Raw genomic sequence first — 13,742 nt, 5'->3', positions numbered from 1 at the left:
TATTAATAAGTGATTGATTAATAGTAGGGCTAAATTTATTTTAGCACCGTACACTAATGTACTTCCAATAAATTTCCCTCATCAAGAAGTATTGTTTTTATATTTGGCCGCCATTTGCAGTTCCCCATTATTTTTCTCTTACTATATGGTTTTTTGTTTAATTGCTAAATGTTTAAAAAGTCGATCGACTAAAATTTCAAGCTTGTAAAAGTCAGTAAGTGGATATAGGTTGACTATATCTTCTTCAAAATTTGCTATTCCAGATAGTTTTTCCTTTTTTTTCAGGTAGTTAATTGCGGTGCTTTGTTCGTTTGACATTATGAAATGACTTTGATAATCAAGTGTCTTTAGCACTTGCCAAGACATTGGTGGGGTAAACTCAAAATAAGAACTAAGTTTTGGGCAAAACTCATATTGAATGGATTGTTTATACGATGCTTTTGGCGGTAATACAACATTTATAGAGTGTTTACTATTTCTTGATTTAGGCATCTTCGTGGAATAGTATGCTATGCCGGCTATTGGGGATTTAACTCGGCGACCTATCCACTGCATTAGTAAATTGGGGATGATGTACTCAGATGTAAATGATGAATTCTCTTTGCTTTTTAAATAATTACAGGCAATTAGTAATGGCCAAAAAATAAAGTATGAGGCTTTAGTTCTGTTTGTACTAAAGTAAAATGAATCATTTTCTGGTTTTTTAATTGGAAGTGATAAATGAGGTGATGCAAAGTTTAATATTTTAGAATTGGTGTCATTTGTAATAAAAGAGGATATATATAGCTTATCGAAATCGGGTTTGCCCATTTCTTGCCAGCAAACATATAAAGATGTACCAAGATATAGACAAGGTTGACCTGCAACTGAGTATCTCTGAGCGTTAACTAAATATCTTTTTGAAAATGGGATGTGAAATATCTCATCATGCTCTACTAAAGGTGTTTCAGATTTCCTTACTCTATATAATGGCTTATTCTCATTGCATATGTCTTTTAGTAAAATACTAATGTGGTTTAATTGAGTTATAGTTGCTTCCTTTGACATGACTTCATCGAATATATCATATGCTGTTTTAATGTCTCCAGATAAATATTCCTCTAGCGTTTTTTGCAGGCATTGTTGTATATTTTCCACTCTTCCTCGTAACGTTTTTAAATATTTGCCACAGCCATTTATATCTTTTTTTATTGAGTCATCAATCAGGGTGAGATATATTCTGCAGCGTTCTGAGAAGTCACTTCCAATATCACCTTTGATATTGAATGGTGGATTTAATCTTTCATCTTTTAATAATTTTTCAAGAAAATAATCAATCCAAAGTGCATATTTTTTTTCTGCTTCTATTGCTGGGGTTTTTGCTTTTTCTTCCATGGTTCTGCTCTATAGAAAGTTTAAAGGGTTCTTACTCACAGCATCTTCAAGATGGTCTGGAGAAAAATGTGCATAAATCATAGTCATCTTAATATCGGCATGACCTAGAATTTCTTTAAGAACAAGAATATTCCCGCCATTCATCATGAAGTGGCTTGCAAAAGTATGGCGCAAAACATGGGTACATTGCCCCTCTGGCAGGACGATTCCAGCCCGCTTTACTGCACGCTCAAAGGCTTTTCTGCATGGTGTGAATAGCTTCCCTCTGATTTTGGGGAGTTCGTTATACAGCTCATGAGATATCGGTACAGTTCGGTTTTTCTTGCTTTTGGTTTTGGTATAGGTGATCCGGTATTTTGATAACTGATGGCCCTGCAGGTTTTCCGCTTCACTCCATCGTGCCCCAGTAGCTAGGCATGTTTTAGCAATCATCAACAGGCTGGGGCTTTGAGAATCAGCACAGGCATCAAGCAAGCGTTTAATTTCGTCCGAGGTCAGGAACGCCAGTTCCCCCTCTGCGATTTTGAATGTTGGCAGCCCGGCAAGCGGGTTAGGCGCTGACCAGTGACCCAGCTTTTTAAGGGTGCCAAAAACGGATGATAAGTTACGCTGTTCCAGGTTTACCGTGCGGGGCTTCACTGGCGACATTAGCCCACCGTCTTGGTTACGTACCTCACCTTTTAATCGTGCTTCACGATATTTGGTAAAATCACCGGCTGTTAACTCAGAAGCGACGGGGTCGCCCAGTCCATTGCAGATAATGTTCAGTTTCGCCATTAGGCGCTTGGGGTCTGCGAGCGTCTGCCCATAAAGGGAGTGCCACTGTTCAATCAATTCTGACAAATGCCGCCGATCTTCCTTTTCACCCAGCCACGGTTTTTTGTTCACTTCATCCATGGTGAAGTTTTCAAATGCTACAGCCTCGCCTTTAGTCGCAAATTGCTTACGCACGCGCTTGCCGTCACGCCCGTTCGGGTAGCACTCACACAACCATTTTCCATTCGGCTGCTTTCTGATCGTCATATCAAAGACTCTTAATGATTTTCAATGCGCGGCCAACTACTTCGATATCATCCAGGTTGCATTCAAATGAAGAGTCATCTTGATGCACAACTAATCTGTTTCCCGGAAGACGAGTTAACTTAACAATGCTTTTTATACCGTCGATATCGACCAACCACATACCATTCACTGGTGGTACTTGGGTACGGTCAACTAAATATGAATCGCCAGCGGTATTTACTAGAAGCAGCTCGCGTGAGTCAGATGGAAGCAGGCTGCTATCAATGATGGCCTTCCCGGCTTCAACCAGCGAACCTCCCATGAGATTAACTTTGTCGATCTCAGGCGATACAAGTTCAGAAAGAGGTTTTACTTTGCCGGAGTTCACGAAATTGATACTTTTTTTATCGTCAATTTTTGTTCCGGGTTCACCTTGACCTGTGGTAAGCCAGAGTAAAGAAACACCCGTTTCAAGAGCACATTGGATCACCCATTCTGCAGGGAAACTGTCTCTTAAGTATCTGTTAGCCATAGTACTTTTGGATGCGCCTAGGTGATCGCATAGCTGCTGCCTGGACTTAAAATCATAGGCAGCCATTAACCTATGGATAGCCTCTCTACCCCCTGTATTCTCGCCAGCTTTCACCTGTATCATTTCTTAATCCTATTGACGTATCAAATATTGGATCATATTATCTCGATTGTTCGATTATTGAATCGCATAAAACAAGATAAAACGACATAAACCAAACCTTAACTGAGAGATACTGCACTATGAGCACCGATATTTCAATTCGTGTACCAAAAGAGATGGCTACACCGGCAGAGTTCGCGGAATGGGAAGGCATTTCCCGCGGGTCTGTTTATCAGAAAATCCACCATGGCCAGTTGGCTAAATACATGGTCAAAAAGGAGAAAAATAAGGGGCGCGTATGTCTTCGTTACTTGATGTACAAAACCGATCAGGTTCGTGAGTCCCTTGGTCATTCCAACTTCCGCGTTGTTGTTGGTCAGTAAGTTCAATTATGAGAACTTTCCAGGAGGCTCGCATGTTTGATTATAAGATTTCCAAACATCCACACTTTGATGAAGCATGCCGCGCTTTCGCACTCCGTCACAATATGGCGAAGCTGGCCGACCGCGCAGGCATGAACGTCCAGACGCTGCGCAACAAACTGAACCCGGAGCAACCGCATCAACTCACGGCGCCGGAAATTTGGCTGCTGACGGATATCACTGAGGACTCCACGCTGGTTGATGGGTTTCTGGCGCAAATCCATTGCTTGCCATGCGTGCCGCTGAACGAAGTTGCCAGCGAGAAAATGCCTCATTACGTGTTGAATGCTACAGCAGAGATTGGTCGTGTTGCAGCAAGCGCTGTTTCTGGCGAACACCAGACAACAACGGAACGTCGGCAGGTTATCGAAAGCATCAATTCTGTCACTCGCTTAATGGCACTTACAGCTGTTTCCATGCATGCGCGCCTGCAGTACAACCCGGCAATGGCAAGTGCTGTTGATACAGTGACGGGCCTCAGCGCGTCTTTTGGTCTGATCTGAGGTGCTCATGCTTAATAAAGAACCCTCATTCGCATCGCTTTTGGTTAAACAAAGCCAGGGTATGCACGGCGGCCATGGCTGGATTATCGGGAAAGATGGCAAGTGCTGGCGCCCGTCCCGCTCTCAGGAAGAACTACTGGCAGGGCTGACCACTACCAAACAGGTGAAACCATGGCTATTGAAGGTACTTCTGCGACTGTTCCACTAAGCCCGGGTCAACGGCTTGAAGGACTGAACCATATAGCTGAATTAAGGGCGAGCGTGTTTGGTCTGAATATTGAGCCAGAGCTTGAAAGGTTCATTAAAGATATGCGTGACCGTCGCGATATAAACCATAAACATAATGAGCGCGCACTGGCTGCCATATTCTTTATGGCAAAAATTCCGGCAGAACGTCACGGCGTCAATATTAGTGATCTGACTACTGACGAAAAGCGGGAACTGGTTAAAGCAATGAATCATTTTCGTGCAGTGGTGAGCTTATTTCCCAAACGGCTAACCATGCCGAATTAACCCACAACAGAAATTAATGGCGTAAACCCGCCGGGTATTCTTTTGCCCAAATTTAGGAGAGAGAACAATGCAGAAAGAATTACGAAAAATGTTTGTAGCCGAAACTGATTCGCTTATGGCGGTGATCGATATTGCCAAACGTGAGGAGCGCAAAGGCCGCGCGCTCGCAGTTTCAATCCGCCTTGAGGCGCTGGCAACCCACATCACCAACAAAGGGTTAAACGGTGTTGAAGCAGCTGAACTACTGCGCTGCGAAGCAACCCGCTACGAAAACGAATCTCAGGAGCTCCACTAATGGCTGACTCTATGGACCTCGTACAACAGCGCGTTGAAGAAGAACGCCAGCGCCACATCCACACTGCCCGCAACAGAGCGCCGGGCGTTTCCCGTGTGCTTTGCATCGAATGCGATGCGCCGATCCCTCCAGCTCGCCGCCGCGCTATTCCGGGCGTGCAGTGCTGTGTGACCTGTCAGGAAATCGCAGAGCTTAAAGGCAAGCACTACAACGGAGGCGTTGTATGAGCACTATCCTGAAATGGGCGGGAAACAAAACCGCCATCATGTCCGAACTCAAAAAGCACCTCCCAGATGGCCCTCGACTGGTTGAACCTTTCGCAGGTTCCTGCGCTGTGATGATGGCAACAGACTATCCTTATTATCTTATTGCGGATATTAACCCTGACCTTATAAATCTTTATCAGATGATTAAAGAAGACGTTAACAGCTTTATTCATTTGGTAGAGCATATTTTCTCCAAGTTCACCACGAAAGAAGATTATTATAAATGCCGCCAGTTTTTTAACACTGTACCCCTGCAGCCAATAGAAAAGGCAGCTTATTTCCTTTTCCTTAATCGTCATTGTTATCGCGGTTTGTGCCGTTATAACCAGCGCGGTCTTTTCAATGTTCCATATGGTAATTACAAAAAGCCTTATCTGCCTGTCGATGAAATACGTGCATTTGCTGAAAAGGCTGTGTGCGCGACGTTCATCTGCGCCAGTTATGACGAAACGCTGGCAATGCTGCAGGCGGGTGATGTTGTCTACTGCGATCCGCCTTATGACGGTACTTTTAGCGGTTATCACACTGCCGGGTTCTCTGATGATGACCAGTATGATTTGGCATCTATTCTGGTGCGCCGGTCATCAGAAGGCCATCCGATCATCGTGTCCAATAGCGACACCCGCCTGATTCGTTCGTTTTATCGAAAATTCACACTTCACCGCATCAGCACAAAACGCAGCATTGGCGTTGCCGCGGGCGAAGGGAAAAAAGCTGACGAGCTCATTGCGGTGCTTAAACCAAAGATGTGCGTAAGCGTCGATCCAGGTGGCCCTGATTGCTCTGTTGTATGGAAGGTGCCTGCGTGAAAGGGGCGCAGCTCGGGGCCCATCATTTTCACGGGACGCCTGTTTGGGGGAGTGCCGGTGATGTTCATCGCATTGCGGTGAGCGGAGCCGGTGCTTTCGTTTCATATGTGCGCCCGGACCAGATTGCAGCATCTCTCAATTTTGCCGCCGCAGTGGGTATTGATAACGGAGCATTTTCAGCATGGATGCGGGGCCTGGTTGTTAACTGGTGCGAATTCTATGAGTGGCTGCTTGGCTATTACCACCATCCTAAAGTGGCTTTTTTCGTGATCCCTGACGTTGTGGAGGGGGGAGAAAGTGATAACGATGCACTGATTCGTCAGGTTCCTCGCGTGTTTCGGGATAAGGCGGCTCCTGTCTGGCACCTGCACGAATCTATAGATCGTCTGGTTGAGCTTTGCCGCGAATGGCCCCGGGTTTGTTTTGGGTCATCTGGAGAATATGCGGTTATCAGGACAGAGCGCTGGCATCGTCGTATGCAGGAGGCTTTCGAAACTATTTACTGCAAATATACCTTTCAAACCAGAGTTTATGGCCTGCGTATGCTGGATGGGCGTGTGATGGGCAATTATCCACTCGCCACCGCTGACAGCACGAATCTGGCCTGCAATGTTCCTAAATTCAACTCTAAATATCCTGAACTAACCAGGGCTATCCGCGAGGCTGAGTATTCACGCGGTCTTAGCGAAAAAGAGCTCAAAGCCGTAATTTTGAAAAACCGTTGCGCCATTCTTAAAGGCGCTATCGAGGCAGTGCGGCCGCCCTCTATCTCTGAATGGTCCTCAAAAGGGTTGCAGCCTTTCCAGCTTGAACTGGAGATCGCATGAGCAATTACCGCTATTCCTGGAATGCTGAAAAGAAAGCGGTTAACCCTTATCTGGATACAGATAAGCGTGCCACTTCATCCGTGCTTTCAAACCTGATTACTCTCTATGCTGCGGATAACGAGCAGGAACAGCTGCGCCGCGAAGCCCTGAATAATGAGGTCTGGGATCGCTATTTCTTCAATGAATCTCGTGATCCTGTTCAGCGGGAAATGGAGCAGGACCAGCTGCTAAGCCGCGCCAAAATGGCCCGCGAACAGCAGCAATTCAATCCCGATCTGGTCATCGTTGCTGACGTGAGCGCCCAGCCGGCGCATATCAGTAAGCCGCTTCTTGAACGGATTAAATATTTCGAGGGCCAGGGAAAACCGAAGGCATATTCCCGCTATCTGCGTGAAACTATCAGGCCGTGCCTGGAACGCCTCGAGCGCGTGCGTACCAGCCAGATTTCTGCGTCATTCCGTTTTATGGCGAGCCACGACGGGCTGGAGGGCTTGCTGGTCCTGCCCGAAATGAATCAGGAGCAGGTTAAGCGGTTGTCAACCCTGGTGGCGGCACACATGAGCGTGTGTCTGGATGCTGCCTGCGGTGAGCTGTTTATGGATAAAGACGTTACGCCGGAAGAGATCCGCCGCTCATGGGAAAGGGTGGCCGCTGAGGCTATGCGCCTTGATGTTATCCCGCCTGCTTTCGAGCAGCTACGCCGTAAAAAGCACCGCCGTAAGCCGGTTCCATACGAGCTTATTCCGGGCTCGCTTGCCCGTATGCTTTGCGCGGACTGGTGGTATCGCAAGCTGTGGCAGATGCGGTGTGAATGGCGGGAAGAACAGTTGCGCGCTGTCTGCCTGGTTAACAAAAAGGCATCCCCGTATGTCAGCTATGAGGCCGTGATCCACAAACGCGAACAGCGCCGCAAATCCCTGGAGTTTTTCCGCTCGCATGAGCTGGTTAACGCCGAAGGTGACACGCTGGATATGGAAGATGTGGTAAACGCCAGCAGCAGCAATCCGGCGCACCGGCGCAACGAAATGATGGCCTGCGTTAAGGGGCTGGAGCTGATCGCAGAAATGCGTGGTGAATGCGCCGTGTTCTATACCATCACCTGCCCGTCACGCTTTCACGCGACGCTTAATAACGGCTGGCCAAACCCGAAATGGACCAGTGCTACGGTCCGCCAGAGCAGCGATTATCTGGTAAATATGTTCGCCGCCTTCCGTAAGGCTATGCACAAAGCCGGGCTGCGCTGGTATGGCGTCCGCGTTGCTGAGCCACACCATGACGGCACCGTGCACTGGCATCTGCTTTGCTTCATGCGCAAAAAAGACCGCAAATCCATTACCGCGCTGCTACGTAAATTCGCCATTAGTGAGGACCGGGAGGAGCTGGGCACCAATACCGGGCCGCGATTCAAGTCTGAGCTTATCAACCCGCACAAGGGTACACCGACCAGCTATATCGCCAAATACATCAGCAAAAATATTGACGGACGCGGGCTGGCGCAGGAAGTCAGCAAAGAAACAGGCAGATCACTGCGCGATAACGCTGAGAACGTAAACGCTTGGGCTTCGCTGCACCGTGTCCAGCAATTCCGCTTCTTTGGGATTCCTGGCCGCCAGGCGTATCGAGAGCTGCGCCTGCTGGCCGGTCAGGCTGCCAGGGCGCAGGGTGACAAGAAGGCCGGCTCGCCCGTACTGGAAAATCCGCGTCTGGATGCTGTGCTGGCCGCAGCTGATGCTGGCTGTTTTGCCACGTACATCATGAAGCAGGGCGGCGTCCTGATTCCCCGTAAACATCATCTTGTCAGGACTGCCTACGAGCTGAACGACGAGCCGAGCGCCTACGGCGATCATGGTGTCCGTATTTATGGCATCTGGTCCCCGATCATTGAGGGCCGGATCTGCACTCATGCAGTGAAGTGGAAAATGGTTCGTAAAGCCGTTGACCTTCAGGAGGCGACAGCCGACCAGGGCGCTAGCGCCCCTTGGACTCGTGGCAATAACTGTCCCCCTGTTGAAAAAATGTACCAGACAGGGGGCGAATTACTGGGCAGCGTAAAATCTGCAGCACTACCGGACTTCGAAAACATTAGCGAAAAGGATCTGCGAGAGCTGACCGCGAGGCTGCGGCTTGTCAAACCGAAACGCCGAAAAGGGTACAAACAGGAAATTTCGGATCACCAACGGCTGCAACTCGAAGCGGAACTGAGGTCTAGGGGCTTTGACGCCAGCGAAACGGAATTGAATCTGCTTCTGCGTGGCGGCAGCCTGCCATCTGGAGGTGGATTGCGCCTGTTCTATCGAAACCAGCGCCTGCAGGAGGACGACAAATGGCGTCAATGGTACTAAGCCCCTCAAATGGAAGGTTACAAACCAGCCAGACGCAGGCCGCGAATACGAGCTACTTCATACTTAAGTTCAGCTGCTTTGGCCTCGCAGAGCCTTAAGGATTTAAGCCATTGTTCTGTTGTAGGCTTACCAAAAATATCCTCCATTACTACAACCATATAAAGGCAGCGGCCATGCCTAGTTCGCCTGCCAACAGACACGCGGCATTGGTTCCTGCCATAAGCTCAATACATGCTTTGCGCATTATCTTATGCCTCATTTGAGTTTCTTTTTTAAGGAACGCATTTTAGCCATCTGCTTGAAAGATAAAAAAACATTTTACATTTTGAGACTGGCTGTATACTGTGTTTATATACAGTTGTTTTGTTAGGAGGGAAGATGCAGGACTATCTTTTGGAGTCGCTAAAGCTCCAGCGTATTGATTTCTTTATCAAGCTTGTAGCGGCTAGTGAATGTGACGACGAAGAGAAGCGGCTGGCTATCCAGTGGGTTTCTGAGTTAACGGACGAGTTGATGGCGAAGATTCGTGCTCATGAAAATGGCCGGTCGATGGATCTTCCCGGTTAGAAGTAGGAACCAGGAACGTTGCTGGCTTGAGAACTTGAATCTTATGCCAGCAACGTTGAACAACGAGTGTAGTGAGTTCTTAGCCTTGTATGGTGATTTGGATGTTTTCTTCATTGACTCCAAAATATAAGGCTAGCCCAGCTTTTGCCTCTTTAAGTGTTAACGGCTTAACAACATTTTCTTCTTCATCTTCGTACTCATCACCCGCTTGTTCGACATTCAAATTCGCTGGAGCGAATTTTGGAACAGCTTTGAATTCCAGTTTATTCGTCTCGATGCCAATATCTTTGAGGTTGCGATAAGAAACGGGGTTTCGGTTACCATCCCATTGCTCTGGGATGTCAATTTCAGCATAAGAACTGATATTTATGATCCAGCGGTGAGGATTTTCGGGAGCCCTGCTGATTCCCGAGATACGACCGACCATGAATGCATGGTGATGTTTTGCTTCTTGTGATCCCCAATCTTTTTTCGAATTTTGTACACAAACTAAATATTCGTATTTAGCAGCATGGCTGGCGTCAAGTCTCCATGCTTGACTTCCTCCTGTGCTAAGAATCTCAGTAATGCCACGAGCAGTAAGTACAGTAATGCAGTTAGTATTAGCCATTTAATCATGTCCCGTTAATGTTTTAGAGGGGATACTGTCGATTTGATTAGTATATGCACTAGAATACTGGTTGGTCAATGGCGTTTTTTCTAGTTTTTACATGTTTTATGTTTTTTACTCTGTGATTACTACGTTGAGTACTGTGGTTTTTCTAGATCATCTAACTAAGGCTGCATTAAGACAGGCTAGCGTAACGCATCCCTTTCAGGTTCGCTCCGGGCAAAAGTAGCCTATACGGGCTCAATTGACATACTTAAGGATCGGCAAAGCAAGAAGTGCATGTCTATGCTGCATGATATCGCATGATCGTTCGAGGGTCGTTTTCGCTGAAGCCGGCCAGAACTGGCGGGATTTTGCTTATGTCATGCAAGTGCATGAAAACCTCTGCATAAAGCGGGCAGGCGTGGCGGGGCTACGAGCGCGCGCTTGATGTCATATTTCACCACTTGGCATAATGCCCCTACATTCTTGCAAAGCAACAATGATTTACTTATCTTGTCCATAGGATTTTGCCGAGAAAGGTTAAGCTAAGGAGATGTGTTGTGGCTGAGAACGGACCGATAGAAGAGTTAGCAAAGATAGTATCGTCGAAGATTTTCGAGCGCTTTAAATGGAGCATATCAGGGCCGTGTGATCAGGACTTTGGATGTATTGACGAAGAAAACCATAAACCACTCGATAAAAAGCAGGCTCATACACACCCTGTCGATGTGGTTTTTAGCTATAAAGACCCCTATTTAAATAAAACTATTTTATTGAATACTGACTTAAAAAGTTACTCTAAGGGTTCTATCAATCCTGACATGATAGAAAAAGCGCTCACATCGCTTGGATATACAATTTCCTGTGCTCAATATAGCCCAGAGTGGCGAGATAAATATAATATATGCGTTGGGGACAGTGAGGTTAGAGGGCTATTGTTTGTTTATAACCATGACAATGATTTTGAGCATGACTTTTATGATTTCTTCGATCCCCCTAAACCTGCGGGAAGAAAAAGAAAGCCGAAAGCAGTTAAATTAGATAATATAAAGGTTTCTGATGGGCAACAAATCCATATAATTGAGCCTAAGTCGATTAGCTATATGTTATCTATAATCGCAGACATGAATGAATTAATCAGAGATAATCAATTTCCGAGAGAGGAGTATGGTTTTTATTACCCTCAACTTACGTATCATAAGGTAATTGTTACCGATGATTATTTACCTGCAACGATAGAATCTTTGACTGCTCCATTTTTAATTATTAAACATGATGCAGTTTACTCGTATGACCGCGAGCTACAGAAAGAAGTTGAAGTTTATCCCGCTGGGTATGTTGTGTATTATAATCGTCCGGGCTCCACGGATATGGAATTTTATTACCTCTTTGATCTTTTAACTAACTACCAGATTCTGAATGGAAAGAACAACATCAGAATACGTATCGCGACAAAGGATCGGAATGATTCAATAAGATCGCATTTCAAGCGAGCACTTCAGAAATATGCATTTGATTGGAATTATGATGATAGTGCAAAGGAAAAGTTGCTTTCTATGGATATATATTTAGTTCCTACGGTTAAAGAGTTTTATAGTACTGAATCAACATCATGGGATTATTAATATGAGCAATATTTATAGTGTGACGGATAAGGTTTTATGTGATGCTCTTAACCAGTCACAAGTAACTCAAAATGAGATGAGAGAGCTTTATCTTTCAAGAGGTATAATCATTTCAAAAAACACTGATAGAAAATTATTAGCTAAAAACTTCTCAAAGTTTACTCATGATTACTATGATCACCAAAAAATAGCAGAGATATTAGGAAGTGAGCCTCGGAGGGAACGTTCTACTTCGAGACTAGTTTCTAATATGCCTGAAAAAACAATTTTACTAAAAGCGGCGGATTCGCTGAAAAAAGAACTATCAGACCAAAAAGACCTGTGCCATGTAGTTGCTGATAAAAGTGGTATAATAAATATACATATAACTTATATGTCAACCAATTTTTCAAAAAGTGATTTCAAACAAGTCGTTAAAAAACAAGCTGTCATTGAAGTCGAACCAACAGATGCTGGATATGTGATTCGTCGCCCAGATAATGAGCAAACTGAGGTTTATGAGAGTCAGTTGCTTGCTATCGTTGAAAGATTATCAAAGGAAAGAGCAATCGAGGAAGGGAAACCAATTTCGGACGCTACTCTAGATATCCAAGAAATAAGTCTAGAAAATATTGATTCTCCTCAGTCCAGAACTGATTTCTTTACGAAATTAATAAACGGGCTTGAGGGCTATGAGCTCGATGATGTAACAGATGCTTACGTTTATCACCCAAAACCAGAAGAGATTGAAGAGGAAAGCGGCGAAATTGATTTAGGAGTACATGTTAGTAAGGCATCGTTGAAAGGGGAAGGAGTACTCAAATCTGAAGAAATCAACTCACTTTATGAACGTGGTTTTTATATATGTAAAATCAAGTGGCGGGTTAAGGAGAAAGGTGCTGATCCAAATATTTTTGAGTTTGAAGCGCAGTTTAATGATGCTCAAAACTTCAAAGGATTTTCATATATAGCAAAAGGTATTAAAAAATACAAAGGGGGCGGTGAGTATAATAAGTCAACGGTTCAATTGAAAGATGGTCAGAAGTTATTTTTTAGTCGTATGATTGAAAAGGCAGCCCGTTCCATTATAATTGAATTAAATAAACAGGCTCAGGGGAAGAAAGATGGAAAATCTGATCAGAGTTAAATGGAATAGATTGAAATCTAATCTTACGTTAAGTGAGATTGCTTTTTATATAAAGAGTAACAAGTACTCTGAAGAGCTTGGCTATGGTTATTCTGATTTTGAACTTTCGTCTGAAGCACTATCAGCTACGTATACTGAAGCTAAGTTGAATAAACAGACCTCAGTAGATCCGTTGGGTAACGAAAATGAACAAGAGTTTATTACTTATGAGTCAATTCAGTTCTCTATATCAAAGCTCATAGGTAGGCTATATTTATTATCAGTTTACAATCCTCCAAAATCAATAAAGTCCTTGACAGAGCGGCTTAGTGCGGATTCTGGTTATAAAATAGGGTTTGGTATCGTTGATATTAAACTGTCTGAGTATTTGGGTTCGCTGCGTGAAAGATATGATTTAGACCTTATTAGCATCAAGAAGGTTAAGGTTAGCAATTTGATAGTTAATGATAACTCTAAGGCAACTGTAGAGGTTACATCTAAGAAAAATGCATTTGATGATGTGAAGGATATTATTGGGGATAAAGCATATACTCTTGATAAGGTCAGGGCTGCAGGATATGTTTTAGGGCATCGTTGTGAGTTTGAGATATCAAAGAACGGTTCTGTCTGTGCTAACGAGGGTATGGTTAAATATTTAACTGAGACAATAGTTTCTCATATTCTGGAACGGGAAATTTAATAGTTGGCGGTATTCATACCGCCGCCTCTATTTCCCATAAAAATCAAATAGTTAGTTCTTACCATTCAAAACACATAATTTTTTCTCCCTAACAAATCATTGTGCCCCTCGAGTTGTTTTTGTAGAGGCATCAGCTCGTTACGGACAAAACATAATGGAAGAACTA

General features: G+C 44.8%; 18 protein-coding genes. 13 read left to right on the top strand and 5 right to left on the bottom strand.

Features of this window, described 5'->3' with window-relative positions:
• Positions 1 to 141 precede the first annotated feature (141 nt).
• From USF70_RS21285 to USF70_RS21275, 3 genes are read right to left on the bottom strand one after another with little or no spacing between them, the layout of a single operon-like run.
• Complete coding sequence (locus tag USF70_RS21285) at positions 142 to 1,374, bottom strand: hypothetical protein (protein ID WP_320735998.1); 1,233 nt, start codon at positions 1,372 to 1,374, stop codon at positions 142 to 144.
• A gap of 9 nt (positions 1,375 to 1,383) precedes the next feature.
• Positions 1,384 to 2,397 carry a site-specific integrase gene (locus USF70_RS21280; RefSeq protein ID WP_320735997.1) on the bottom strand — a complete coding sequence of 338 codons (1,014 nt, stop codon included), beginning with the start codon at positions 2,395 to 2,397 and terminating at the stop codon, positions 1,384 to 1,386.
• A 1-nt stretch (position 2,398) separates the two neighbouring features.
• Positions 2,399 to 3,031, bottom strand: coding sequence for a phage repressor protein CI (locus USF70_RS21275; protein ID WP_320735996.1), 633 nt, complete (start codon positions 3,029 to 3,031; stop codon positions 2,399 to 2,401).
• 119 nt (positions 3,032 to 3,150) lie between these two features.
• Here USF70_RS21275 and USF70_RS21270 point away from each other — a divergent pair, with 119 nt between their 5' ends.
• The 9 genes from USF70_RS21270 to USF70_RS21230 all read left to right on the top strand — a co-directional run bounded on the left by USF70_RS21270 (position 3,151) and on the right by USF70_RS21230 (position 8,987).
• Positions 3,151 to 3,393 (top strand): hypothetical protein, encoded by a 243-nt coding sequence (locus USF70_RS21270; protein WP_029463825.1) that lies wholly within the window; start codon positions 3,151 to 3,153, stop codon positions 3,391 to 3,393.
• A gap of 32 nt (positions 3,394 to 3,425) precedes the next feature.
• Complete coding sequence (locus tag USF70_RS21265; protein ID WP_048987519.1) at positions 3,426 to 3,935, top strand: phage regulatory CII family protein; 510 nt, start codon at positions 3,426 to 3,428, stop codon at positions 3,933 to 3,935.
• A 7-nt stretch (positions 3,936 to 3,942) separates the two neighbouring features.
• Positions 3,943 to 4,143, top strand: coding sequence for a phage filamentation protein Fil family protein (locus USF70_RS21260; protein ID WP_320735995.1), 201 nt, complete (start codon positions 3,943 to 3,945; stop codon positions 4,141 to 4,143).
• Positions 4,107 to 4,448: a DUF5347 domain-containing protein gene (locus tag USF70_RS21255; RefSeq protein WP_320735994.1), complete on the top strand. Its 342-nt coding sequence runs from the start codon at positions 4,107 to 4,109 to the stop codon at positions 4,446 to 4,448. Before USF70_RS21260 ends, USF70_RS21255 begins: the two co-directional genes overlap by 37 nt.
• A 67-nt stretch (positions 4,449 to 4,515) precedes the next feature.
• Positions 4,516 to 4,743 carry a DUF2732 family protein gene (locus USF70_RS21250; RefSeq protein WP_039025453.1) on the top strand — a complete coding sequence of 76 codons (228 nt, stop codon included), beginning with the start codon at positions 4,516 to 4,518 and terminating at the stop codon, positions 4,741 to 4,743.
• Entirely contained in the window at positions 4,743 to 4,970 is a 228-nt protein-coding gene (locus USF70_RS21245; RefSeq protein WP_048987514.1) for a TraR/DksA family transcriptional regulator, read from the top strand. Before USF70_RS21250 ends, USF70_RS21245 begins: the two co-directional genes overlap by 1 nt.
• Entirely contained in the window at positions 4,967 to 5,818 is an 852-nt protein-coding gene (locus USF70_RS21240) for a DNA adenine methylase (protein WP_320735993.1), read from the top strand. Before USF70_RS21245 ends, USF70_RS21240 begins: the two co-directional genes overlap by 4 nt.
• The gene (locus USF70_RS21235; protein WP_320735992.1) at positions 5,815 to 6,645 is read left to right on the top strand and encodes a hypothetical protein; all 831 of its coding nucleotides are present in this window, start codon (positions 5,815 to 5,817) and stop codon (positions 6,643 to 6,645) included. Before USF70_RS21240 ends, USF70_RS21235 begins: the two co-directional genes overlap by 4 nt.
• Positions 6,642 to 8,987, top strand: a complete 2,346-nt coding sequence (locus USF70_RS21230) for a replication endonuclease (protein WP_320735991.1) — start codon at positions 6,642 to 6,644, stop codon at positions 8,985 to 8,987. The genes USF70_RS21235 and USF70_RS21230 overlap by 4 nt, the downstream gene beginning before the upstream one ends.
• Positions 8,988 to 9,004: 17 nt before the next feature.
• On the opposite strand, the gene USF70_RS21225 is transcribed toward USF70_RS21230, so the two are convergent.
• Positions 9,005 to 9,133 carry a hypothetical protein gene (locus USF70_RS21225; protein ID WP_320735990.1) on the bottom strand — a complete coding sequence of 43 codons (129 nt, stop codon included), beginning with the start codon at positions 9,131 to 9,133 and terminating at the stop codon, positions 9,005 to 9,007.
• Positions 9,134 to 9,365: 232 nt separating this feature from the next.
• On the opposite strand from USF70_RS21225, the gene USF70_RS21220 reads away from it, so the two are divergent.
• On the top strand, positions 9,366 to 9,554 hold the full coding sequence (locus tag USF70_RS21220) for a hypothetical protein (RefSeq protein ID WP_063160908.1): 189 nt from the start codon (positions 9,366 to 9,368) through the stop codon (positions 9,552 to 9,554).
• Between the two features lie 79 nt (positions 9,555 to 9,633).
• Here the strand turns inward: USF70_RS21220 and USF70_RS21215 are convergent, their stop codons facing one another.
• On the bottom strand, positions 9,634 to 10,164 hold the full coding sequence (locus USF70_RS21215) for a hypothetical protein (RefSeq protein WP_063160907.1): 531 nt from the start codon (positions 10,162 to 10,164) through the stop codon (positions 9,634 to 9,636).
• A 542-nt stretch (positions 10,165 to 10,706) separates the two neighbouring features.
• Here USF70_RS21215 and USF70_RS21210 point away from each other — a divergent pair.
• Genes USF70_RS21210 through USF70_RS21200 form a run of 3 tightly spaced genes read left to right on the top strand, consistent with a single transcriptional unit; the run spans position 10,707 to position 13,576 of the window.
• Complete coding sequence (locus USF70_RS21210; RefSeq protein ID WP_320735989.1) at positions 10,707 to 11,771, top strand: hypothetical protein; 1,065 nt, start codon at positions 10,707 to 10,709, stop codon at positions 11,769 to 11,771.
• A 1-nt stretch (position 11,772) separates the two neighbouring features.
• Positions 11,773 to 12,897 carry a hypothetical protein gene (locus tag USF70_RS21205; protein WP_320735988.1) on the top strand — a complete coding sequence of 375 codons (1,125 nt, stop codon included), beginning with the start codon at positions 11,773 to 11,775 and terminating at the stop codon, positions 12,895 to 12,897.
• Positions 12,875 to 13,576, top strand: a complete 702-nt coding sequence (locus USF70_RS21200; protein WP_044704123.1) for a hypothetical protein — start codon at positions 12,875 to 12,877, stop codon at positions 13,574 to 13,576. Before USF70_RS21205 ends, USF70_RS21200 begins: the two co-directional genes overlap by 23 nt.
• Positions 13,577 to 13,742 lie beyond the last annotated feature (166 nt).

It is taken from the genome of Enterobacter sp. 237C8 (genome assembly GCF_034106865.1).
Lineage (GTDB): Bacteria > Pseudomonadota > Gammaproteobacteria > Enterobacterales > Enterobacteriaceae > Enterobacter > Enterobacter asburiae_B.
Note: the sequence above shows the minus strand (reverse complement) of the source record. Positions and strands in the feature narration are given on the sequence as shown.